General features: G+C 55.3%; 20 protein-coding genes and 1 riboswitch. Of the genes, 10 read left to right on the top strand and 10 right to left on the bottom strand.

Annotation, left to right across the window (positions count from 1 at the left end):
• Positions 1–125 precede the first annotated feature (125 nt).
• From ACR0KG_RS11010 to ACR0KG_RS11000, 3 genes are all read left to right on the top strand, one after another.
• Positions 126–1,694: a phosphate ABC transporter substrate-binding/OmpA family protein gene (locus ACR0KG_RS11010; RefSeq protein WP_480827269.1), complete on the top strand. Its 1,569-nt coding sequence runs from the start codon at positions 126–128 to the stop codon at positions 1,692–1,694.
• Positions 1,695–1,795: 101 nt separating this feature from the next.
• Positions 1,796–3,637 carry a serine/threonine protein kinase gene (locus ACR0KG_RS11005; protein ID WP_480827268.1) on the top strand — a complete coding sequence of 614 codons (1,842 nt, stop codon included), beginning with the start codon at positions 1,796–1,798 and terminating at the stop codon, positions 3,635–3,637.
• An 80-nt stretch (positions 3,638–3,717) separates the two neighbouring features.
• Complete coding sequence (locus tag ACR0KG_RS11000) at positions 3,718–4,536, top strand: PP2C family protein-serine/threonine phosphatase (protein WP_480827267.1); 819 nt, start codon at positions 3,718–3,720, stop codon at positions 4,534–4,536.
• Between the two features lie 192 nt (positions 4,537–4,728).
• On the opposite strand, the gene ACR0KG_RS10995 is transcribed toward ACR0KG_RS11000, so the two are convergent.
• Positions 4,729–5,349, bottom strand: a complete 621-nt coding sequence (locus tag ACR0KG_RS10995; RefSeq protein WP_480549770.1) for an HD domain-containing protein — start codon at positions 5,347–5,349, stop codon at positions 4,729–4,731.
• Positions 5,350–5,538: 189 nt separating this feature from the next.
• Entirely contained in the window at positions 5,539–5,850 is a 312-nt protein-coding gene (locus ACR0KG_RS10990; protein ID WP_170535406.1) for a hypothetical protein, read from the bottom strand.
• Between the two features lie 126 nt (positions 5,851–5,976).
• A riboswitch (cobalamin riboswitch) is annotated at positions 5,977–6,182 on the bottom strand.
• A gap of 168 nt (positions 6,183–6,350) precedes the next feature.
• On the opposite strand from ACR0KG_RS10990, the gene speB reads away from it, so the two are divergent.
• The 3 genes from speB to ACR0KG_RS10975 all read left to right on the top strand — a co-directional run bounded on the left by speB (position 6,351) and on the right by ACR0KG_RS10975 (position 9,173).
• The gene (speB, locus tag ACR0KG_RS10985; RefSeq protein ID WP_480827347.1) at positions 6,351–7,313 is read left to right on the top strand and encodes an agmatinase; all 963 of its coding nucleotides are present in this window, start codon (positions 6,351–6,353) and stop codon (positions 7,311–7,313) included.
• Between the two features lie 111 nt (positions 7,314–7,424).
• Positions 7,425–8,843 carry a tyrosinase family protein gene (locus ACR0KG_RS10980; RefSeq protein WP_480827266.1) on the top strand — a complete coding sequence of 473 codons (1,419 nt, stop codon included), beginning with the start codon at positions 7,425–7,427 and terminating at the stop codon, positions 8,841–8,843.
• An 18-nt stretch (positions 8,844–8,861) separates the two neighbouring features.
• Positions 8,862–9,173, top strand: a complete 312-nt coding sequence (locus ACR0KG_RS10975) for a hypothetical protein (protein ID WP_480549766.1) — start codon at positions 8,862–8,864, stop codon at positions 9,171–9,173.
• Positions 9,174–9,192: 19 nt separating this feature from the next.
• Here ACR0KG_RS10975 and ACR0KG_RS10970 read toward each other — a convergent pair whose 3' ends face one another.
• Positions 9,193–9,987 carry a maleate cis-trans isomerase family protein gene (locus ACR0KG_RS10970; RefSeq protein WP_480827265.1) on the bottom strand — a complete coding sequence of 265 codons (795 nt, stop codon included), beginning with the start codon at positions 9,985–9,987 and terminating at the stop codon, positions 9,193–9,195.
• Complete coding sequence (locus ACR0KG_RS10965; protein WP_480827264.1) at positions 9,987–11,129, bottom strand: M24 family metallopeptidase; 1,143 nt, start codon at positions 11,127–11,129, stop codon at positions 9,987–9,989. Before ACR0KG_RS10965 ends, ACR0KG_RS10970 begins: the two co-directional genes overlap by 1 nt.
• Positions 11,130–11,489: 360 nt before the next feature.
• On the opposite strand from ACR0KG_RS10965, the gene ACR0KG_RS10960 reads away from it, so the two are divergent.
• Entirely contained in the window at positions 11,490–11,939 is a 450-nt protein-coding gene (locus ACR0KG_RS10960) for an Lrp/AsnC family transcriptional regulator (protein WP_353009789.1), read from the top strand.
• A gap of 55 nt (positions 11,940–11,994) precedes the next feature.
• On the opposite strand, the gene ACR0KG_RS10955 is transcribed toward ACR0KG_RS10960, so the two are convergent.
• The 3 genes from ACR0KG_RS10955 to ACR0KG_RS10945 are packed head-to-tail and all read right to left on the bottom strand — an operon-like array spanning position 11,995 to position 15,495.
• A complete protein-coding gene (locus ACR0KG_RS10955) occupies positions 11,995–13,164 on the bottom strand; it encodes a M24 family metallopeptidase (protein ID WP_480549759.1) in 1,170 nt (389 codons plus the stop codon).
• Positions 13,154–14,347 (bottom strand): diaminopropionate ammonia-lyase, encoded by a 1,194-nt coding sequence (locus ACR0KG_RS10950; protein WP_480549757.1) that lies wholly within the window; start codon positions 14,345–14,347, stop codon positions 13,154–13,156. The genes ACR0KG_RS10955 and ACR0KG_RS10950 overlap by 11 nt, the downstream gene beginning before the upstream one ends.
• On the bottom strand, positions 14,344–15,495 hold the full coding sequence (locus ACR0KG_RS10945) for an amidohydrolase (protein ID WP_480827263.1): 1,152 nt from the start codon (positions 15,493–15,495) through the stop codon (positions 14,344–14,346). Before ACR0KG_RS10945 ends, ACR0KG_RS10950 begins: the two co-directional genes overlap by 4 nt.
• A 519-nt stretch (positions 15,496–16,014) precedes the next feature.
• On the opposite strand from ACR0KG_RS10945, the gene ACR0KG_RS10940 reads away from it, so the two are divergent.
• Positions 16,015–17,178: an iron-containing alcohol dehydrogenase gene (locus ACR0KG_RS10940; RefSeq protein ID WP_480827262.1), complete on the top strand. Its 1,164-nt coding sequence runs from the start codon at positions 16,015–16,017 to the stop codon at positions 17,176–17,178.
• Between the two features lie 28 nt (positions 17,179–17,206).
• Here ACR0KG_RS10940 and phnX read toward each other — a convergent pair whose 3' ends face one another.
• From phnX to ACR0KG_RS10925, 3 genes are all read right to left on the bottom strand, one after another.
• Positions 17,207–17,992 carry a phosphonoacetaldehyde hydrolase gene (phnX, locus tag ACR0KG_RS10935; RefSeq protein ID WP_480827261.1) on the bottom strand — a complete coding sequence of 262 codons (786 nt, stop codon included), beginning with the start codon at positions 17,990–17,992 and terminating at the stop codon, positions 17,207–17,209.
• Between the two features lie 256 nt (positions 17,993–18,248).
• Positions 18,249–19,139: an amidohydrolase family protein gene (locus tag ACR0KG_RS10930; protein ID WP_480827260.1), complete on the bottom strand. Its 891-nt coding sequence runs from the start codon at positions 19,137–19,139 to the stop codon at positions 18,249–18,251.
• Positions 19,136–20,137: a nuclear transport factor 2 family protein gene (locus ACR0KG_RS10925; protein WP_480827259.1), complete on the bottom strand. Its 1,002-nt coding sequence runs from the start codon at positions 20,135–20,137 to the stop codon at positions 19,136–19,138. The genes ACR0KG_RS10930 and ACR0KG_RS10925 overlap by 4 nt, the downstream gene beginning before the upstream one ends.
• Positions 20,138–20,283: 146 nt before the next feature.
• On the opposite strand from ACR0KG_RS10925, the gene ACR0KG_RS10920 reads away from it, so the two are divergent.
• Positions 20,284–21,333 carry an ABC transporter ATP-binding protein gene (locus ACR0KG_RS10920; RefSeq protein WP_170535381.1) on the top strand — a complete coding sequence of 350 codons (1,050 nt, stop codon included), beginning with the start codon at positions 20,284–20,286 and terminating at the stop codon, positions 21,331–21,333.
• Positions 21,334–21,417: 84 nt separating this feature from the next.
• Positions 21,418–22,644, top strand: a complete 1,227-nt coding sequence (locus ACR0KG_RS10915) for an ABC transporter substrate-binding protein (protein ID WP_480549745.1) — start codon at positions 21,418–21,420, stop codon at positions 22,642–22,644.
• Positions 22,645–22,665 lie beyond the last annotated feature (21 nt).

Here is a 22,665-nt window from a genome sequence, read left to right as displayed (position 1 = left end):
GCGGCTTGCGCATCACTGGTGTAGTTTCTTCAGGGTTCGAGGCGAGTATGAAAAGTTGGTCAAAATATGCTGCAGCAATAGCGTTTAGTTGCATCGCGTCTTCGGGGCTTGCGCAGGAAGTAACGTTGACTGCGAAAGACGGCTCTAGGTCAGTGACTGGTGAGCTGGTTACGATCCAACCCGGCAAGTTCATCGTACGATCGAATGTCGGGGTTCTATCCCTCAATACAGCAGAGTTTCACTGCAGTGGCGCGGCTTGCCCAGCAAGCCTGCCAACAGACACCGATCTCGTTGTGGCTGGTGGCGCCGGTTTGGCCGACATCCTTCTTCCGTTGCTTGCCGAAGGTTTTGCCGCTGAACAGGAGCTCTTCTCGGATGTTTTTGATCTGCAAGGCGTCCCCCTGGGCGAACAACATGCGTTTGGGCAAGACGATACAGTTTCTGACGCGATCGGATCTGAGGCTTTCGACATTCTGATCATGGATGAAGAGGCCAGCCCAGTTCATAGCATTCTTGTGAAAGAGGCTTCGGGTCAGAACCTTTTTGAATCCTTGATGACGCGTGAAAGCGATCTGATCGTCAGCGAAGAACCGGTTTCACCCCGGAACTATACGCAGGCCAAAAAAAGTGGTCTGGGCGAGCTGACCTCATTTCAGCAGGAACATGTTCTGGCGGTTGATGGCTATACGGCTACTGTCAATCCTGAGAACGATCTGTTGTCCCTGACAATCGAGCAGATATCGCAAATTCTGTCGGGTGAGATTGTAAATTGGACTCAGTTTGGTGGGCCCGATCACAAGATCAACGTCTACACGTTACCACAAAATTCAGAAGCGTTTCACAGGGTCGATGGGCTTATCCTTTCGCCCTTCGAACGCGATTTTCTGACCGATAGCAACATCGTAAACTCGAACCGAGAGCTTTCCCGAGCGATTGAAACTGACCCATATGGCTTCGCCGTCATGCGGTTTTCGAATATTCGTGACTCACGCCCGGTGCCGTTGCGCAGTGAATGCGGAATCATTCATCAGCCCAACCAGTTTTCAATGAAGACCGAAGAATATGGGCTGCAGAACCGGGTGACCGTCTACAACGGCAGCGATCTTTCGGGTGTGGGTACGGCATTGGTCGAATTTCTGGACAGCCCAAGAATAGATGGGTTTGTGTCCAAATCCGGTATCACCAGCCTTTCGGTTATCGCTCAGAGTGAAGACGAGAAGTTTGCCAGACTAAAATCAGACGTTGCTGAGATGACAGTCTCGGCCAATGCGTCCGAACTCCGCTCGTATGTGAGTGACAAGCTGACAACCACACGTCTGTCGACAACATTCCGCTTCTCGCCCGGGTCTTCGTTTCTGGACAACAAGGCAAAACGGGATATCGAACGGATTGCTGAATACATCCGCGATGTCGAACCCCACAAAATCGTCTTGGCGGGATTTGCGGATGCTGGCGGCAGCTACGGGAAGAATCGTCAGCTCTCGCTCGCCCGCGCCAAGCAGGTCCTGAGGGAGCTTTCATCAAGCATGAAAGCCAATGGTCCTGTTAACACAGTGATCGAAGTGCGCGGTTATGGGGAAATGGCCCCTGTTGCATGCAATACCAACCCAGTGGGTCGCGCAAAGAACCGCCGTGTCGAAGTCTGGAGTGAAGTGAGCAGCCCTGATGCGGAGATACGCGCATGGGGTGGATAATGAAAAGAACTGCGGTTTCTGAGGTCAGTTTCCCTCAAGCTTCGGTCGCAAAAAAAGCACGGGCGCGTCTGCATCCGGCTACAGCAAGGTAAGTGTTTCTTATGGTACAATCAGCCCACACAAACGATCAGTTCCCGGACGAGCTTGCTCCGGGTACCAAATTGCTGTCCGGTCAATACACGATCATGCGGTTTCTCAACAGCGGTGGCTTTGGCATCACCTACCTTGCCAAGGACAGCCTTGAGCGCACGATCGTGATCAAGGAATGCTTCCCCGAGGCGATCTGCCGTCGCAGCCAGACAGCGGTTCGCCCGCGGTCCCAGTCGCATACATCTTCGTACGAAGCGCTGGTGAAATCCTTTGAAAAAGAAGCGCGCAATCAGTCAAAACTTGTGCATCCGAACATTGCCGGTGTCCACCAGGTGTTCAGAGACAATGAGACCGCCTATATGGCGATCGATTTCATCGAGGGCAAAGATCTTCTGGACACGATCGAAGAACGTAAGACGATACCGCCCGAAGAGGTTGAACAGCTGTTGCGCACCACGCTGGAAGCCGTCGGTTTCATTCATAGCGAAGGCATGCTGCACCGGGACATCTCGCCAGATAACATCCTGATCAACCAAGACGGCGAACCGATGATTATTGATTTTGGTGCCGCCCGTGAAAGCGCCGCCAAATCTGACCGTGCAATGTCTATGCTGAGGGTCGTAAAGGAAGGGTATTCGCCGCAAGAGTTTTATCTGCAAGGCGCGGAACAGGATCAGTCGAGCGATCTTTATGCGCTGGCGGCTACGTTTTATCATGTCATCAAAGGGGCTGCCCCGCAGGACAGCCAGACCCGGCTGGCGGCTTTGGCTCAGAATGGCAAAGATTGCTACGAACCACTTGAGGGTGCGGTCGAGGGTTATCCTGTCAGTTTCTTGCGAGCGATTGATCGTGCCCTGAGTGTTCCGCCCGAAGACAGGTTCCAATCTGTTCAGGAATGGCAGGATGCGATTGAAGAGAGGATGCCGATCGAAGCGAAGCCCGAACCGGTCGCTGCGGTCGACTTCAACGATAAGGTCGCGGTCAACAGCAAAGCGCCGCGCAAACGTTCAAACTCTATGCTGATGATAGCGCTGATCGTCGCCGGAGTAATCGGTGGAGCAGGGTACTATTTTAGCCAGGGTGGTGAAGCGGATCAGGATGTGGTCGCGATTGCTGCTACCCAGCAGGCGGCTCCGCAACCAGCCACCGATGAAGAGCCTGAAAGCAGCGGCGCGACGGCACAGGAATCGGAACCGGAACCCCGGCCTGCAGCCGCAGAGCCAGAAGTGGAGAGTGTTGCTTCGGAACCAGCGACGACAGATTCAAACTGGATAGCGTGGACTGGTCCCGCTGTGGATCTGCCGTTTGCGACCGTTACAACATCGCAGCCGCAGGGCAGGTTCTCGATGGTATCGCTGGTGCGATCTGACCTTGATCCCGCGACAACGGATTGGTTGAAATCCGGCACGATCATCTATTCCGTAAATGGTCATTTGGTGGTGGATGACAACTCGATCATTCGCGCAATCCAATCGCGTGAGGCCAATCCCGAAAGTGGTGAAATTCTGGTGGATATGCGGGTCAGAACCGAAGAAGATAGCCCGGTTTCTGAAAAGAACCTGACCCTTCAAACGGGTAAGGTGGTTGAGCTCACAAATGGAGTTCAGTTCATTACGGTCACCAACGGCAATGGGAAATGGATCAGTAAGGTATTGCGTGCTCCGGCGTCGGCCAAATCAGTTCGCGTGGGCGATATTGTCGTATCAGAAACCGCTTCGCAGATTTCCATCGAGGGTGAGAACGGTATTACCCAGTTGTTCGAAGAGCTTAGCAATACAGGTGCAGAGCTTGCGTTGTTGACCATCGCGCGGAATGGCGAACTGCAATCGGTGGATCTGCCACTTACGCATTAATGCTTTGGCGGCTTTTATAGTTAAGAGCCGCCTACATTGCCTTGAAGGAAATTCAAGTGTCTCATTCTGAAAGATCTCTGATGCAAGTTCACGAGCCCAGATTTCAACAGGCGGAGGAACGCCTGCGTGAAGTCTTCGATATTTCAACCGTGCTTAACCAGGGTGCCCGCGAGTATCAGGAAGATGCCATTCTTTCTGAAAAGCCGATCGGATCGGAGTTAGGGTTCGTGGTTCTGGCAGATGGTATGGGTGGCCACGCGGCAGGGGATGTTGCCTCTAACCTGATCGTTTGTGAGGTGATGAAAGGTTGGTTGGCCGCCGGGCTGAACAAAGACTCGTCAAATTCGGAAGTTGTCGCATTCTTACATGACAGTGCCGAGCGCGCGAACAAGCAGATTTTCGAAGCCAGCCGCAACGATCTGAATGTAAAGGGAATGGGAGCTACGCTTCTCATACTGATCTGCATCGAAGATCGCGCGTATTGGTTTTCCGTCGGGGACTCGCCGCTCTATCTCTGGCGGTCTGGCGAGCTAATACAGCTGAACGAGGATCATTCAATGGCGCCTCAAATCGATATGATGGCGAAACTTGGCATGTTGGATCCCGATTTGGCCCGAAATCACCCCGATAGAAACATACTTACGTCTGTCATACATGGTGGCGACATCGCGAAGATCGATTGCCCTTCAGACCCGTTTAAGCTTCTGCCAGATGATATTCTCATTGCAGCTTCGGATGGGCTTCAGTTTCTAGAAGACAAGGACATTCAAGAGGTTGTCACGCGCAATCATGAAGTGAGTTGCGACGCTATTGCGGATAAGTTGATCAGAGCCTTGATTAGCCTTGATGATCCAGATCAGGACAACATAGCTTTCTCTGTTGCAAAGGTTTGTTCTTAGGCGTTGATAGCTGGCGTTGAACTGATGTCGTGGCGCATCTGCACTTATTGTAAGCTGCCTTGTCGCAACTGATTTCTTCGATTTTCGTAGTGGCGATTGGCCCGTTTTTGTGCTGAACGAGTATCAAATCACCTCTACCAACTCCGCATGTTTGAACAAAGCAGGCCGTGATTTGACTAGATCGAATACATCCTACGCCCATCGCATTTCAGCAACGGCGTCATCGGTGAGCGGAACCCGGACGCCAGGTTGAACAACAGCCGGATCATAGGGTGTGCGATCAAACACCTCACGCACCATATCTGCAAAGAAAGACAGTGGTTTGCTGGGATAAGCGGGATCAAAACTCGATTGATCCCAGCGTTCACAGAACTCGGCACAGTCATCGAAATAGATGCTGTCACGATGAGCTTGGCGTTTTTCGGGGTTCGCGCCTACGTGCTCTCCGAAGTAAACAAGCTGAAAATCCCCATGGGTATGCACGCACCACGTGACCTGTTCGCGTAGGAAGGGTTTGAGGATTGAGGCCGCATATTCATCGTGATTATGCGGCGCATAGATGTCACCGATATCATGCAGCAAGGCGCCAACGATCCAATCTATGTCTGCCCCGTCAAACCAGGCGCGGGTTGCTGACTGCACCGAATGGCCAAGACGTGTGACTTGATAGCCGGACAGGCTTTTGTCGAGCCTCTCCATAGCCTCCAGCAAACGATCTGCCGTTCCTTTGCAGTACTCACGCTCCAGAGTATCGAGGAAGGTGTAGTCCTCTTTGTCCCCGTCCTTCATCTGCGTGAATTTCACCTGATCCATAGCATGTCCTTTGGCGTTTAAGTGTGGGTCAGCGGGCGCAAGCAAGCGTGTAATTCCGGACTATCCACGCAAACACCGGACTCGGCAAATGAAACCTGTTGTGCCGGTGAAATTTGTAGTCGCCGGAGGTGGGTATCGACGTCTTTTAAGAGCACAAAGCCGTGCGATAATCCAGCAGCCCGTTCTATGTCACAGCGGCATGCGAAAAGATCGGCGGGCCTGCGCGCCGCCACGCCTTTCACGTTTTGGCATGGCAAGCGGCAAAGGTCTGAATGGTTGCTCCAGCGAAGTCAAAAGCAAGTCGCAGAACGCTGCAACGGCAGGTGAGTGATCTTTAAATGGTGCAGCTGTTTCGTAAGCATGCCTCGCAGCTACTTCATAGCAGGCATTGCCAGGAACACCCGCGATCCATTGCATATAGCCAAGCTGTCCCATCTGACGTGCTTCATCCGCAGGCATGGGGCCTGTATCGAGTTGAATAATCGTCCGTTCCAATAACATCGCGCCCTCCGCGCAAGGGGAGGAGTGTGGCTGGTCACGGTGATGTGCCGGGGACGCTTGGTCCTTCGGTCGTCTCTGCCGTTCCCAAGGCACCCCGCCCGGGTTCAAGTTGACTGCGGCGCATGGCATCACACACCGTAGATGGCAGGTCTCCTGACTTGCGGGTCAACGCTTTCCCGTTCCTTCCCGAACCCTAGGGCTCAGTGGTTTCCAACGGGGTCGCTCGCCGCTTACAGTTGCGGGGGCAGTCACGGAATTGGGTATGAACCCGCACCGTGTTCCCTTTTCAGCCGACTCGAACCGAGCCGGACACCATCGCGTTCACTGTCTCATACGCGATTCACTATGTCCACTGGGTTTGGCGCAATCTGACTACGCTAAAATGTCCGCCAAAGCTGAAACGGCAGTGAGTTCAATCCATGCAAAGACTTTACAGGGCGTGGCATTCGGGTGCCTTAATGTTCACAGAAATTGACGATCTGAACAGAAAGAACACGTATATGTCGAACCATGGCTACGACTCCGGCCGATTGAACCTGCCTTTCGTTGGTATCTGTACCTTTGGCAAGTATCCCTATGTCGAGGATTGGGACGCGATTGACGCCGACGTTGCGGTTCTTGGCGCCCCGTATGATTTTGGCTGTCAATGGCGGTCCGGGGCGCGGATGGGGCCACGCGCGATCCGTGAGGCGTCGACGCTGTTCTCATTCGGCCATGCAGGAGCCTATGATCACGAAGATGATGTCACCTATCTGGATCCGTCCAAAGTAACCATTGTTGATATCGGCGATGCAGACATCGTGCATACCGACACAATGAAAAGCCATGCAAATATCGAGTTTGGGGTGCGCAAAATACTGGAGGCGGGGGCGCTACCGGTCGTCTTGGGCGGCGATCATTCGATCAATATCCCCTGCATCAATGCCTTTGATGATCAAGAACCAATTCATGTGGTGCAAATCGACGCGCACCTGGATTTTGTCGATGAACGGCATGGGGTGCGCTATGGCCACGGAAACCCAATGCGCCGTGCCGCCGAAAAACCCTATGTCACCGGCCTCAGTCAGATCGGCATTCGCAATGTGTCGTCCACCGCTAAGGATGGCTATGCGGATGCCCGCGCCATGGGATCAGACATCCAATCTGTCCGGCAATTCCGCAAAATGGGGGTCGATGGGATGCTGGCCCGCATTCCAGGAGGCGCGCGGTATTATGTGACTATAGACATTGATGCCTTCGACCCATCCATCGCCCCAGGTACAGGTACACCAAGCCATGGCGGATTCATTTACTACGAAGTGCTAGAGCTCATGGCAGGTCTGGCCAAGCGGGGCGACATTGTCGGTCTCGATCTGGTTGAAGTTGCCCCGGATTATGACGCCACCAGCTCCACCCAAATCCTTGCGGCCCAGTTGCTAATGAACATCATTGGGCGCGTGCTGCATGAGAAAGAGCAGCGTTAGATCTGCCAATCGTCATCTAGTTGTGCCGAGCGTTTGAGCGTGCCACCGCCATCGGCGGCGGTTTTATGCTATACTGGGCGCATTGAAGCACTCCTTAAGGGGGATTTTTAGATGACAACGATTGCCAAACTGAACTTTCTAAGAAAACAAGCCGGGTTGCCGCTGATCCGTTTCGACCTGATCAGATTGCGCGAGGAGGATATTCAGGACCTGCGCGACGCCTATGCTGCGATGTACGAAATCTCGGACATCGCGATGGGTGATCGGCGCGGATATTTCGCATTGGCGCGCGGCCACGGTTATGATCAGGACCTTTGTCACGATGATGACCGTACGTTTCTGACCTGGCACCGGTCCTATGTCTATTCATTCGAAAAAGCGCTCAACAGCGCGCTTCAGTGGAAGCGCGGGGACGACGAACTCGAACTTACGCTTCCTTATTGGGATTGGACGCAGTTTGCTACCGCGACGCACGCCACGAACGGGCTGCCGAAAGTAGTGGACGATGCGACCTACACAAACAGTGCCGGGGACGAAGTTCCCAACCCGCTGGCCCGCGCGCGCAGTCTCTATCGCAGCATTGCCCTGGGTCTGACCGGCGATGAGGTCTTTACACGCAGATACACGACGCGCCTGCGTAGCAATATCCCGTTGCTGGAGGATGAGGTTGAGCGCTATTTGACCAACCCAAACTTTGAAGCCTTCCAAGCCGATTTCAACTTCGCGGCTCATGGCGGTATCCACGTCCTGACGGGGGGCACGGATACATCGTCGCCCTTGCCCCGCTCGATTGGAGATATGGGTAGCACAGTGTCTGCCTCATATGACCCGGTATTCTGGCTGCACCATGCGATGTGCGACAAGGTTTGGGCAGATTGGCAGGCGCTATGGCCCGGGGCCAATGTTCCACAGCATGTTCTCGACACAGTCGTATATGACGGTCGGGTGGGCCGCGATTTGATCGACGCGGAAACCTCGCTCAGATACATCTATTCCGAGGATTCCGTTGAAGCCGCGATTGGTGCTTTGGGAACCTCGGACAGCGCACCCGTGGCCACATTGTCAGCGGCAGCAAGTCATGTCACCGAGGTTCGGCTGGGCACAGTGAAAGCCGGATTTGTCAGGGCCGAACTTGAATTCCATCGCATGCGACCGCCGACCGAAAGCTTTGAGCTGCGTGCCTATGTCGACAACGCCAATTGCGATGCCTCAACTGGGTACAAAGACAAAAGCTATGCGGGGCGCCTTGTGTTTTTTGGCCATGGCACCTGTCCGGGCGCGCCGGGTCACTGTAACCCTGCCTTAGCCGTCCGTGATGACTATGATCAAAGATACAAGCATCCGCTTAGATATGAACACACGCGGTATCGGCTGGACATCACACGCGGTTTGCGGCGCTTTATTGGTCGAAAGAAGACGGTAAAAAACCTGAAGATTTACCTTGTGACGCTGGATGACAAAGGTGAGTCCGTCGCGCCCGAGACGCTGGTCTATGATCAATGTTCGCTAAGAACCTATGCCAAAACCTAAACTGCTGGGGTCGGATCCTTGGACGTTAGACTTACGGATAAAGCTGTCAAAGACAGGGTTCTAAGGATCTGGCTGCGCCGTGTCCCAGAAGCGGGTGGTTTTCTTCAGGCCTGGCATATTGATGCAAACGAGAATGAGCGGCAGATCGGCAGCGCAACTTTGTATGGCAGAGGGGTCGGATCGACGGCGCAGGAACGCGCAATGCTGTTGTTTCGCCTGCCTCCGGATACCGATGATCTGAAGCTTTCAGTTGGGGATCGCGTTCAAGTTCGTATTGAAGAAGGAAGCGACTTCAAAGAGCTGAATCTCGATGTATCTGAGGTCGAGTAGTGTTTGGAATTTGAAGAACTTAGCCAGTTTTGCTTAGATGCCTACCAGGGTGTTCGAAGATTTGTCCGAATCCTTCAAGCTTATCCATAATTCCTGCGCGGCGTAGACAGGACCAGAATTGCGCCTGGTTCGATGTGATGACCGGTTTGCCTGCTGCCTGTTCAATCTCATCCACCACTTCCAATGATCTGATACCCCCACAGGACAAGAAGATTGCATCGGCTTCGGGCCGGTCGATCTCTAGGGCAAATTCTTTCCAATAAGATGGCTCGACCTTGCCGAACTCAATACCGGTTGCAAGACACAGGCCTTGAATGTCCAGAACATCGAACCCTGCGGCCAATAGATATTCGGCCTCGGCGGTGTTAACGTCATCCAGATAAGGTGTGCCAACGACGATCTGTTTGGCACCAACCTCACGCAGGGCGTCCATGACGCCAGTGACAATGCACATCGGTTGCGCATATGGCGCGCCTTTGCGGATTTCTCGAAAGACGTTCTCTTCGCGGCAAACAATCGACCCCGACGTGCAGCTGTAGCTGATAACGGATGGTTTCACATCGGGCTGTAGGCGCGAAGCGGCGTCGGCCATGTGATCGATGTGGCGGGCCAGAGTTTCATTTGTTGTATAGTCGTCAGTCTTCAGGCGGGTGATATGAATGCCGACGCCTTCGGGGGCCATCGCATTCAAATCCGCCTCGCTGGCAAGATCGGTCGACATCAAAATGAATCCCAAGCTGCCACGATGAGCGATACCGCCACCCATAAGCGGCGTGCGAGGTATCGAGTGCACAATATCTCCGGTCTTAAACATCAGACGATGACCTCCTCAATTGCCTTGGGGTGATGTGTAACCTGTTCCCAGCCGGTTTCGGTAACGATGAACGTATCGCCAACCTGTGCGCGAAAGTCATTGGTCGCAACCGCGCCATCGACGGCAAAGACCATACCGGGCTGAATGACGGTTTTGTCCCCGGTTACCAGCTGCGGTGCCTCAAGAAAGCTGAAACCTGTAGCCCGGCCGCAGCGAAACGGATATTCAAACCCGGCGTCCTGAATGACTTCGGCATAGGTGGCATGCACAGTTTCTGCGGTCACACCGGGTTTGAGCGCATCCAGCGCAGCTTGTTGGCTTGCGACGGCGACCTCGTAGATTGCGACCTGCTTTGGGTCGGGATCGCCGATCCAGAACATGCGGTCAAAGCCAACCTTGAACCGGTGAAAATTGGTCAACCCGCAGAAGCACAAGAACACCGGCTCGCCATGGCGCATGATACGGTTGGTCGCGCGATGATGGGTCTTGGTCAGTTGATCGCCTGAGGCCAAAATCTGCAGGAAATGCATGTTGGGTGACATGTCGCTGTCTTCATAATGCGCCGCCAAAAGTTCTGCTGCTTTGCGGGTTCCTGCTTGCGAGGTGGCAATCGCAACCTCATATTCGGGCACCCCATCCCCAATGGCTGCACGACCCGCCGCCACCATGGTCGAAGCGACCTCACCCGCGTGACGGGCCAGTTGCAGCTCGTAAGGTGATTTGATCATTCGCATATCGGTCAGGATCGGGGTCGCACTGGCCAATCGGTCTGTTCCGACAAGCTCATCCACGTATGCGCGTACAATGGGCGGCATATGGTCCGGTTCAATCCCAACCTTGGTGGCGCTTTTGACTGCGTTGGGCAGTTCCGCGCGCCATTCTTCGCCCATCCCATCATTCCAGGCTGCGATCCGGTCCACACGCGCAGAATACCTGGCCGCATTCAGATCAATCGTCGGTGTGATCAGTAGCGAAGGACCATCTTTTGGAACTGCCAATATGGTTGGACGGCCAAACTCCATATGCAGATAGTCATAATATCCAGTCAGGTAGTAGACATTGTCGTCATCGGTGATCAGCGCGATGTCGATTCCCGCCTTGGCCAGTTTGGTTTGAAACCGGGACAGCCTTTCGTCAAACATATATGGCTTCCTTGCGTGTTTGGTTTTTTGGCATCGTTCCACAGATGGTTCGGCGACGTGCATGTCTCATGAGCCAGCATACAATTCGCAAAGCAACCTTTGATATGAATTCATCATGGTGGTGGAGTTGGAAACACGCTTTTTGTTCAGGACAAAACCGTCCCTCAGATGCAAAGACGTAACTGCATTTTTTGGGTTTGTTTCTGCCAACATGGCTTCCGTGGTGCGCTGGATTGAGCATTTATTCAAGAAACATTCTGTCGTCATCTTAGACAATGATGGCGAGGTTTGACGTCGAACACTATTCGTTAGGTGAGGTTTCGCGTTGCTAGTGGCGCCAAGTAAGAGCATTGTGATCGTATGGATGACAAAGACTTAGAGCTGCTCGCGCTGGTGCAGAAAAACGCACGTCAAACCGCCGAATCCTTGGGTTTGGAAATCGGTTTGTCGACCCCGGCGGTTCAGAAACGTTTAAAAAAGCTACGCGAAACGGGCGTGATCGAGAAAGAGATTGCGGTTCTCTCGCCGCCCAAGCTTGGGCGGGAACTGACGGTTATCGTCGAAGTTAAATTGGTTCGGGAAAGCCGTTTGCATCTGGACAATTTCAAGCGGTTGATGCGGAACAGCCCGGCGGTCCAGCAATGCTACTATACGACAGGTGAGGCAGATTTTGTTGTGATCGTCGTTGTAGCGGACATTAAGGAATATGAGGCGTTTACACAGGAATATTTCTTTGACGATTCCAATGTGAACGGGTTCACCTCTTCCATTGTTATGGATCGTGTAAAAGTATCGCTTGATATCCTGTGACGGCGCGATTGCGCCCCCAGACGTTGAAGTCGGGAAGCGCGTCGATAGTAAATCTCTAGATCACGATTAGGCTCTGCGGTGCGCGGGTGGTCAAAAGCTCTGCGCCGTGTTTGCGGATAACGATGTTTTCTTCATGCACCATCATCAAGCCGGACCCGTAAGACAGCGATGGCTCAAGCGTCAGCACCATGTCGTCTTCAAGAACTGTTTCATCGAAGGCCGCGTGCGAAGGTTGTTCAGTCAGTTGCAGTCCCAACCCATGTCCCAGGCGGCCAATATCGCCGCCCGAGGGGTCGATTTCAGCGATCACCTCTGACATGGCCCGAAACAGATCTTTGCAAGTGTTTCCGGGTATTGCGGCCTCTAACCCGGCTTCGGTCGCGCGCCAGAGCGTATCATAGGCCTGGCGGGTCGCATCATCGGCGTGACCGATGGCCCAGTTGCGGTCAAAGTCGCAGAAATATCCATCCCAGACGCAGCCGGTATCCAGCATCACCACATCACCCGCCTGAAGCGGGCGGCGAGAAGGAGGCGAGATGACATCTGCATATCCGCCAGATGCGGCTGCCCCCACGAGATAGGGCGCATTATCTGCACCCTGTGCCAGCGCTTCGCGGCGAAAGGCGCGGAATACATCTTCCAGCGGCATGCCCTCGGACACGAGTTCGGGCACCCGTGCAAAGGTGGCTGAGCCGATGGCGCAAATATGGGCGAGTTTTTCGATCTCGGCCTCGGATTTCACCATGCGCAGATGTTGCATCAGGCGGGTTGCGTCGGCGATGTGCAAGCCGGGCAGGGCGGCAACCAGCCGCTCCCAATCCCCAAGAGGCATGCGCAGCTGCGTCTCATGCCCTTTCAGGACACCGATCCTGTCACCAGCTTTTGCCAGCGGCGCAAGAAGATCGGTTAGCAGGCTGATGCCATCATCTTCGGGGCAGGGTGCGCTCCATGTGCGGATATCATCCAGCCAGGTTTGACGCATCAGCTCTGCCCCAATCTCGGGGATGATCGCGATAGGTTTGCCCGCAGCGGGGACGAATAGAAACCAGGGGCGCGTTGGGCTTTGCCAAAACAATGTCTGGAAGCCGGTAAAGTAGGCGACTTCGGGTTCCGTCATCAAAAGAAGACCGGCAAGGCCGTCTTGGATCATTCGGTCCTGGGCTTTTGCGGTGCGCGCCGCGAATTCTGCTTCGGGGAAGCCGCGTTCGGGGGCGCTAGGCTGCATCGCGGCCCTCCATAATCATCTGGAAAATGGCCGGATCTGTCACACCTTCGGACCCGATCAGCAACACGCGAGACTCGCCGTCCAGACCCAACTGCGCCGATACATCGTCATCCGTGCGTGCCATGATCAAAGCCGCCAGACCGGCAACCGCGCTCTCACCTGCTTCAAGCGCTGTGTCTCCGGGCAACGGCCGCGCCAACAGCCGTACTGCCGGTGCAACAACGCTTTCCGGGATCGTCAGGAAATCGGTGGCTTCCTCGGCGAGGATCTCCCACGCCAGAGGCGAAGGTTCGCCGCAGGACAGACCCGCCATGATCGTCTCTTCAGCGATCGCGACAGAGGTGGCGGCACCCGCCTTTGCGCTTTCGAACAGGCAGGCCGCCAGTTCTGGTTCAACGATGATCACGCGCGGAGAGCTCTCGCCCCAATATTGGCGCAACGCGGCGGCAACACCTGCTGCAAGCCCGCCAACACCACCCTGCAAGAAAACATGGGTCGGTGCCTGATCCAATGCCTCACAGATTTCGCGAGTCATTACCCCGTAGCCCGCCATGACATCGCGTGGCGGTAGGGAATAGCCGGGCCACGAGGTGTCGGAGACCACAAACCACCCGTTCTCGTGGGCCTCGGATTTCGCCAGAACGACCGATTCATCATAATCGCCCGCGATCCGGATCACGTCCGCCCCCAAATCGCGCATGGCTTCGGCACGGCCTTCGCTGACCTCCGCGTGAATATAGATGCGGCAGGGCGCGCCAAAGCGCTGACACCCCCAGGCAAGCGAGCGTCCGTGATTGCCGTCGGTGGCCGAAACCAGCGTGATTTTGGCCACTTCATCGCTGTATTTACCCTGACGGATGTCCGACAGGCTAGCCTCGGCTCCAAGGCGCTTTGAAATCTCGCGCTGCAGCACACGCAGGGCCGCATAGGCCCCGCCAAGGGCCTTGAAGCTACCAAGGCCAAAGCGCGGGCCCTCATGCTTGTACAAAACCTCGCCAACACCGATCTGCTTGGCCAGGGTTTTCAGGGACACAAGGGGCGTCGGCGCATAGCTGTCCCAGGCCATGATCTCGGATTGGGCTGTGGCGAAATCTGCGGCGGTAAGGACTCTGTCTGATGCATCACCGGTTTTGCGGGTCACAGCGACATGGCCCAGATGGGCTTTGGGAAGAAGGTCGGTCACGGTTTGTCCTCTTTGGCAGGTAGGCGATCCCGCACCAGCGCGGCCCAGAAGGCTGCGCCGATTGGCAGAAGTGCGTCGTTAAAGTCATAATCCGCGGCATGCAGCGGTTGGCCATGCGCACCCTCGGTGCCATTGCCAAGCAACAGAAAGCAGCCCGGCACAGTGGCAGAAAAATGCGCGAAATCTTCCGAAAAGCTCATCGGTGGGCGCTGACCATCGGCTTCAAGCCCGGCAGCCTGCGCGGCGCGCAGAACCGCATTGACGGGTTCGGGCGCGTTTATCGTTTCGATGAATTCCGTGTTGAATTGCAGCGTCGCCGTCACGCCATGTGTGGCCGCCACACCATCGACGATCTGGCGCATGAAGCGTTCGACGGCTTCACGATCCTCGGGCAGACGTGCCCGAACATCGCCTTTCAAAACTGCGTTCCCCGGCAGGACATTTCTTTGCCCATCGGTCGTGAACTCGGTCACCGACACCACGGCGCCCGCACTGGGGGCCAGTTTGCGCGAGACGATTGTCTGAAGGGCCAACACCATTTCAGCACCCACTGTGATCGAATCCACACCCACCTGCGGCATGGATGCATGACCGCCTTTACCAGTGATCTGAATTTCGAACAGGCTTTCCGAGGCGCATATTTGACCTGGACGGGTTGAAACCTGCCCCACAGGGGCACCGGGCAGATTGTGGATGGCGTAGACCTCTTGAATCGGGAACCGCTCCAGCAGCCCTTCTTCAATCATCGCTTGCGCCCCCAGCCCGTGTTCTTCGTTTGGTTGGAAGATGAACACGACCGTGCCGTTGAAATCCTTGTCACTGACCAGCATCTCTGCGGCCCCCAACAGCATCGCCATATGGCCATCGTGACCACAGGCATGCATGACGCCGGGATTGGCGGATACATAGTCATGAGTGCTTTGTTCCGCGATTGGGAGGGCATCGATATCGGCCCGTAACCCGATGGCGCGGTTTCCGGTTCCGGCCTTTAGAGTTCCCACGACCCCAATACCTTCGTGCACTTCGAGCCCCAACTCGCGCAAACGAGCAGCAATGACCGCCTTAGTGCGGTGTTCATCAAAACCAAGCTCTGGGTCCCGATGGAATGCTTGTCTGAGCCTGATGAGATTCTGTAGATGCACGTTCAAAATGACTCCTGTAAACCGCTACTCAGACGATAGCCTGGGCGATGAATTCTTGGCGTCGATCATTCGACAATGTGTGATTAAAATTGTCACAAACCTCGCAAATCATGAGGCTTTCCCGAGAGTATGGCAAGTTGTGCCAGCGAATAGGTGGCGAATCGGATTGCTGATATTGAGCCGTTTCCAACAGTTCAGACTCGTGGGGTTGCTTCCTGCGCTTTTCTACGATGAAGCCACTGATATTGGCAGGCAGGTTGCGTGCTCTCGGTAGGGGGATGGCGAGGTGTTTAAGGGTTAGAGTTTGATGCTCAAGCCGGTCCAAAAAATGAATCGATGACTTCAAAACAGCAAGATACCGCCGTGGTTTTGCAGAGGTCAGGCCCGGACATTTAGGCTCCGATGCGCATTTACACTGGTTGAATAAAAAATTTGTCGGTTCAGGTACATCTGTGTCGTTTCTTTCTACCCAGATGAAGGTGCGTCGTTACACTCTGTTGGAAACACAGACGGCAGGAGATGCATATGCCACCATTCAACGTAGGCCGGGTTCCTCCGGCAACTTTCGGTGCGGGCAGGATTGCGAAAGTACCCAAAATCGTCAGCGAGTTGGGTGGCGGTCCGGTGCTGATTGTATGCGACGCCTTTCTTGCTGAAATCGGGGCTACCGAAAAGCTGACCAAAGGGTTGTCTGCCGAGGGCATTGCCTTTGATTTGGCAGCCAATGTGTCCGGTGAGCCAAAAGAAGCGTTGGTGGATAGTCTGAGTGCGCGTGCACGCGATATTGAGGCCGGTGTGGTTGTTGGCCTCGGCGGCGGTGCGGCGATGGATGCAGCCAAACTGGTGGCTGCGATAGCCCGGTCCGGTCGAACTGCTGCCGAGTTTGCGCTGGCGGCTCAGCCGTTGCCCGCAGGTGGCATCCCGGCAATAGCGATCCCGACGACCGCCGGTACCGGTTCAGAGGTGACTAGAACGTCGGTTATATCGCAGGCAGATGGCAGCAAGACTTGGTTCTGGGGCGAAGAACTTATGTTCGCGCAGGCCGTGCTGGATCCTGAACTGACGCTTAGCTTGCCAGCGACCCTCACAGCTTGGACTGGCATAGATGCTGTTGCGCATGCGCTTGAGGGTGCAACAGCGCGCAACACCAGCCCGGCAGGCCAGCTTTACGGTTTGGAAGCGCTTCGTATTCTAACCGATGCCTTGCCGCGGGTCGTGGCAGACGGCACCGACCTTGAGGCACGCGGACGTGTTCTTTGGGCCAGTATGGTTGCGGGTCTTGCGCTGCACAACTGCAACACGCATATGGGCCACAATATCAGCCACGCTCTGGGGTCTTTGGTGCGTATCCATCATGGGCTGGCGACGGGTCTGGCGTTAGAGGCCAGCCTGCCGTGGCTGGTTGCACATCCTGAAGGTGCTGAAAACTATGCGCGCACAGCGAAGGCGATGGGAGCAGCAGAAAGCGCCGAGGCTTTGCCAGAGGCTTTATCGAACCTGATGCGCAGGTGCCAGATATCGCCAGATCTGCCAGCAGAATGCGCCAGCGTGACAGTGGAGGCCTTGGCGACCGAAATGCGGAACCCTGCCAATATTGGTATGGCCCAAAACGCGGCCTGCGCGGTCAACGACGATGATCTGGATCAGATGGCCTCACTGATGCTGCGTAAAACAGTAGTGAACGCATGACAGTGGGGCCGCACCGATTGACTTCATGCTAAGCGGAGCTGCTTAGCTGCCTGACCAATGCTGGCAAATCAGCAACTGTGTCGATGACATAGTTGGCCCCGGCGTCCGTGAGGATCTTGGTCGCCTGAACGCGAAGATGATCGACTTCTGCATCGGATAGCGCATTCAACTCTTCCGCCGTTTTGCCGACAGCATTGCCCGAAAGGGATACTCCGACAGTGACACAACCGGCTGCAACGCCTTCCTTGATACCCGGTTCGGTATCGTCAACTTTGATGATCGCCGAAGGTGGGTAGGCCACCAGATCAACCATGCATTTGTACATGCCCAGAGGGCCGGGGCGACCTTCGGGTAAGTCGTCTGAACACACCAGATTGTCGGGTGAGTACCCCTGACGTGCCGCAACAGGGAGCACGTGCTCCATGATGGAGCGCGTATAGCCTGTGGTCGAGCCGATCTTCAGGCCCATGGCACGTAGCTCATCAATTGCAGTTTTTCCGCCCGGTACAAGATCAGCGTAATCTGCAGCGACCTTTTCATTCATGGGCACAAAAACCTCATAAACTTTGTCGACATCTATATCAGAGGGCGCAGCACCATATTGACTTTCCCACTGAGCAGCGATGTCGGGCATGTCCATCATCTGACGAATGTGATCCCATTTCGGTGCGCCCATCGGTGCGCGGGCCTGTTCAATTGTTGCCTCGATACCGAATTGAGCGAATGCTTTGACAAATACACCCATGGGCGCGAAGGAGCCAAAATCGACCATGGTTCCTGCCCAATCAAAAACAACAGCTTTGAAGGTGTTCATTAGAATTCCTTGTGTTCGAGGAGTTGGCCGTTTTGTGGCATAGAACGACTATAGTTGCACTGTTTGAATGGGATGTGACGGCTGGTGGTGTTGCAGAAGCAGAGAACCCCTAAAATCCCAGGTTCAGAAGACAAATGAAACCCGACTGCTTTCTAACTCACATCCATTGTGAAACTTAAGCTTGGATCGTGCTGGGCATCGTGCATAGGCCCCTTAAAGTCGGCCCATTCTGACCCCGTTGTTTCATACAGGAAGTTCATTTGGCCGACGTATCAAGACCATAGAAGTGCGCGGCTGTGTCCCGAAATACGGGCGCATGCGCGTCGACTGGGATCAGCTTCTGATATGCCCGCATCAACGTGGCGTAGTCGCCGTAAAGCTTATCGACGGGGAAGTTCGACCCGAACATGACCCGCTTGGGTCCGAATTGATCCAGACATTCTTCAACAATCGGACGAATGCCATCAACGGTGCAGCCATGATCGAACATTCCCAATCCAGATAGTTTGCAGGTGACATGGGGTAGCTCGGACAGGCTGCGCAGTCTCTGGGCCCAGTCCTTCAGACCGGCCGAGCTTCGGTCATGGGGTGATCCTGCGTGGCAAAGGGCGACAGGTGTGTCAGGCGCTTGTTCCAACACGCGGGCGGTCTTGTCCATCAGCTCGGGAATAAGCTGCAGGTCAAAGCTGAGGTCACGCTGACCGGCCTCTGTCAGGCCACTCAAAAAGCCAGGGTGATCCAGCAGAGTGTTGGTGCCGGTCTGCGCATCCTCTCCTGGCGCGCGTCCAATGATTTGGCGAACACCCCGGACCGTCGGCAAGGTCTGAAACGTATCCAGTTGCGTAGACAAATCCGCTGAGATGAGATCACAAAACACCACCTGCGCCATGGGCCAGTCGGGATTGGCATCAGCGACGGATTGCACCCACCGGGCTTCCTGTAACCCGCTTTCAGCGCCCACCTGAATATGAACCGAGGCGCGAATACCGCAATCTGCGGCCTCCGACCGGAATTCGGATAACAGATAGTCGCGCTGAATAGGTGTCGGGTCGCCAAAGAACCGTTTCACCCCGCGCGCCATAAGCCAGGGATAGTGGACAGCGCTCAGGTCCCAAAGATGATGATGGGCGTCGATCCAATCGGTCATGTTCTGGGCACCTCGGCCATTCGGGCCAGAATATCGACCCCTTGTTGCTTCCAGAAGTGAAGAAGGTCGATGAATATCCAGTTTTCGGCCAGTTTATCCCCGGAGCGCCGATAGATGTCGATCACCCGGAACTCACCCGCCTTATCGGTCGCAGGCATGCCCATGAAACCGCCGGTGGGACGTGCAGTGAAGTTCGGCCAGCCAAAGAACCCACCATAGTGCCCTTCAGCCATACGGCAGATGTGATTGGTCTTGGAACGCTCAGCGAACGATGCCCGGAACGGTCCTGCATGTTGTTTCGCATAGCGTTCGATCGTGTAAGTCGCGCCGATGCCAGAGGGGCCCCACCAGATCATATCCTCACACCATGTGCGGCGCAGCTCGTCCTCAAGGCTCAGGCCGCTGTCCCAACGGCCAAGATCGGAGATCATTGCGTTGATTATGGCAAGGGTCCGGTTGCCTTCTTCGGTGGGCTGCGGGCCGAACATCAGGCCATCATGTGTCATCGGTCCCGGCTGAACCAATTGGGCGGCGGTTTGCGGCGGGAAGGGGTGCAGACCGGCCTGCATCATCAGATGAGGGATGTCGAAATACATCGCTGTTTCGGTGATTTTGCCGTTCTCAACCCTGTTGAACTCGCAATATCGCAGAAAGGCCATCTTGCCGGTGGGCGGGATGCCCAGCCAGCTTGTGTCGAACAAGCCCATCAGATGACCCATTGAGACGACCCAAACCGAGTTGAACCCGTCGATCTCGTTTGCGCCTGCCATGAACACATCCATTCGGCGCTGTAAACCGGTCAGGCTGGCGCTGAGTGGTTGCCAGAATGCACGGGCGACTTCATCGATTCCCTGTAGTTCGTTGAAGGGGTGGAATCCCCGCCAAACAAGCCCGTCAGCGCAGTATCTTGAGAGTGTTCCCACGACGGTTGCGTCCTCGCATCGACTCAGCGCTTCGTAAAAACCGAGGACGAGTTTCTTCTCGGATTCATATGGCATTCTGTTATCTTTCAATGTGTTAATGAGGGCTTGGTGGTGCTGTCCACAGAGTTTGCATTCGCATGCAAAAAAAGCTTGCCATAGGCTTTTCTGAATGTCTATGCTTCTGCAAGCGTATGCACAATGAATGCGCAAGGGAGGACAGAATGGCCGAAATCCAACTTCGCAATGTCGGTAAACGTTGGGGATCATTTGTCGGCGTGGACAATTTTGATCTGACAATTGCCGACAAGGAGTTTCTGGTTCTTCTTGGCCCGTCAGGATGTGGCAAAACCACGACCATGCGCATGATTGCAGGGCTTGAAGATGCCAGCGAAGGTGACATTCTGATTGACGGTGCACGCGTCAATGACATGGAGCCCAAGGACCGTGATGTCGCCATGGTGTTCCAGTCTTATGCGCTCTATCCGAACATGAATGTCTATGAGAACATTCGCTTTCCGCTGAAAGTTCGCGGCATTGACCCCGCCACCCATGATGAAAAGGTGCGTCGCGCTTCGGCGATGGTTGAGTTGGACGATTTCCTGCACCGCAAACCGGCCGAACTGTCCGGTGGTCAGCGTCAACGGGTTGCCCTGGCGCGTGCTATTGTGCGGGAGCCGAACGTGTTCCTGATGGATGAGCCGCTGTCGAACCTTGACGCCAAGCTGCGCGTTTCGACGCGCGCTCAGATCAAGAACCTGAGCCATGAGCTTGCAGTCACCACCATCTACGTGACCCACGACCAGATTGAGGCGATGACGCTGGCGGATCGCGTGGTGATCATGAAGCAGGGTGTGGTTCAGCAGGTTGGCTCACCCACCGATATCTACGATGAACCCGCCAACACATTTGTGGCCAGCTTTATCGGCAACCCGGCGATGAACCTTGTCGATGGTGAGGTTCAGGGCGGCGTGTTCCGCGCCCAAAGCACCGAGGTGCACGGGCTGAACGCGCCTGATGGCCCCATCACACTGGGTTTTCGCGCCGAAGACGCAAATGTTGTGGAAAGCGGCGGTGAGATCAACGCGCCAATCTACACGCAAGAGCTTTTGGGCGACAGCACCATGGTCTCGGTTCGGATCGGTGGTGCGCTGGTCTCGGTCAAGGCTGACAAGACCTATCGGGCTGAAATCGACGATCAGGTTTCGATCCACATCCATACCGATCACTGCCATCTGTTCGATGCACAAACAGGTGCGCGCCTGACCGGCTAAACGGTGAAATCAAGCCCGCAACGACGGGTCAAACCCGGGTGCAGACTTCGAAGATGCACCCATTCCATCTAGGGAGGAATACTCATGTTTCTAAAGAGAATTGCATTGGCTGGCTCAGTCGCCGCCTTTGCCGCAAGCGCAGGATATGCCTGCGAAATCGGCGGTCGGGTCAACATTGTTGGCAACGAATTTGCGGCCATTCAGGCGGTTGCGGCCGGTGCCAAGGAATGTACCGGCGCGTCGGTTGAATCCAACCTGACATCCGAGCACCAGACGATCAACGTGGCTGGTCTTTCGGGCAACCCGTCGGAATACACAAGCGCCATTATCGCCAACAGCTCGATTGTGGCTTTGATGAACGAAGATGTCATTCGTCCGCTGAACGATCTGGTGGAAAAGCATGGTCAGGATCTGCAGCCGGGACAGCTGATCAAGATCGGCGATGACATCATGGCCGTCGCCTTCATGGCGAACGCGCAGCACCTGATGTACCGCAAGGACGTGCTGGAGCAAGCGGGTGTCGAAGTGCCGACGACCTATGAGGAACTGCTTGAGGTGGCCGAGGCCATTCGTGAGCAGGGCATCATGCAGAACCCTGTTGGCGGTGCTTACCAATCCGGTTGGAACCTGGCGCAGGAATTCAACAACATGTTCCTTGGCTATGGCGGTCAGCACTTCCAGCCCGGCACAGCCGAGCCCAATGTGAATTCTGAGGCTGGTGTGAATGCGCTGAACATGATGAAGGCGCTGTCGGAATACATGAATCCCGACTTCCTGACCCATGATTCCAACGCCACCAACGCTGAATACCGCGCCGGCAACGTTGCGATCATGAACATGTGGGGATCGCGTGCCTCGCAGCAGACCACCACCGAAGGCGTGCTGCAAGAGGTGATCGATGGTCACGCAATTGGTGCACCGCTGACAGTGGGCGGCGGGGAAACCCCGGCATCGACCCTATGGTGGGATGGCTGGACCGTCGGCAAGAACATCTCGGATGAAGAGGCCGAGGCCACCTTCATCGCCATGAAACACGGCATCCGTCCGGACATGCTGAATGATGAGACCACGCCGCTGGCGGTTTGGCTGATCGAAGGCTACGAGCCCGCTGCTGATGCAGAAGGCGTGTTTGCAGCGGCTAAAATGGGCACACCCGCCTATCCGATGCTGCCGTACATGGGTCTGATGCACAGTGCGCTTGGCAACGAACTGGCCGACTTCATGCAGGGCAAGGAAAGCGCTGAACAGGCCCTCGCCGATGTCGAGGCCGCCTATCGCGCCGCAGCCATCGAGCAAGGCTACCTGCAGTAAAACGCAGCTTGTGCGGGCGCC

It is taken from the genome of Ruegeria sp. H4, assembly GCF_056533065.1.
The sequence above is the reverse complement of the archived record's forward strand: the minus strand, read 5'-3'. Positions and strand labels throughout refer to the sequence as shown.

Coding starts and splice junctions, on each gene's coding strand:
- ACR0KG_RS11005 (WP_480827268.1), top strand. CDS start 1,796: ATGGTACAATCAGCCCACACAAACGATCAGTTCCCGGACGAGCTTGCT.
- ACR0KG_RS11000 (WP_480827267.1), top strand. CDS start 3,718: ATGCAAGTTCACGAGCCCAGATTTCAACAGGCGGAGGAACGCCTGCGT.
- ACR0KG_RS10995 (WP_480549770.1), bottom strand. CDS start 5,349: ATGGATCAGGTGAAATTCACGCAGATGAAGGACGGGGACAAAGAGGAC.
- ACR0KG_RS10990 (WP_170535406.1), bottom strand. CDS start 5,850: ATGTTATTGGAACGGACGATTATTCAACTCGATACAGGCCCCATGCCT.
- speB (WP_480827347.1), top strand. CDS start 6,351: ATGTCGAACCATGGCTACGACTCCGGCCGATTGAACCTGCCTTTCGTT.
- ACR0KG_RS10980 (WP_480827266.1), top strand. CDS start 7,425: ATGACAACGATTGCCAAACTGAACTTTCTAAGAAAACAAGCCGGGTTG.
- ACR0KG_RS10970 (WP_480827265.1), bottom strand. CDS start 9,987: ATGTTTAAGACCGGAGATATTGTGCACTCGATACCTCGCACGCCGCTT.
- ACR0KG_RS10965 (WP_480827264.1), bottom strand. CDS start 11,129: ATGTTTGACGAAAGGCTGTCCCGGTTTCAAACCAAACTGGCCAAGGCG.
- ACR0KG_RS10960 (WP_353009789.1), top strand. CDS start 11,490: ATGGATGACAAAGACTTAGAGCTGCTCGCGCTGGTGCAGAAAAACGCA.
- ACR0KG_RS10955 (WP_480549759.1), bottom strand. CDS start 13,164: ATGCAGCCTAGCGCCCCCGAACGCGGCTTCCCCGAAGCAGAATTCGCG.
- ACR0KG_RS10940 (WP_480827262.1), top strand. CDS start 16,015: ATGCCACCATTCAACGTAGGCCGGGTTCCTCCGGCAACTTTCGGTGCG.
- phnX (WP_480827261.1), bottom strand. CDS start 17,992: ATGAACACCTTCAAAGCTGTTGTTTTTGATTGGGCAGGAACCATGGTC.
- ACR0KG_RS10930 (WP_480827260.1), bottom strand. CDS start 19,139: ATGACCGATTGGATCGACGCCCATCATCATCTTTGGGACCTGAGCGCT.
- ACR0KG_RS10925 (WP_480827259.1), bottom strand. CDS start 20,137: ATGCCATATGAATCCGAGAAGAAACTCGTCCTCGGTTTTTACGAAGCG.
- ACR0KG_RS10920 (WP_170535381.1), top strand. CDS start 20,284: ATGGCCGAAATCCAACTTCGCAATGTCGGTAAACGTTGGGGATCATTT.
- ACR0KG_RS10915 (WP_480549745.1), top strand. CDS start 21,418: ATGTTTCTAAAGAGAATTGCATTGGCTGGCTCAGTCGCCGCCTTTGCC.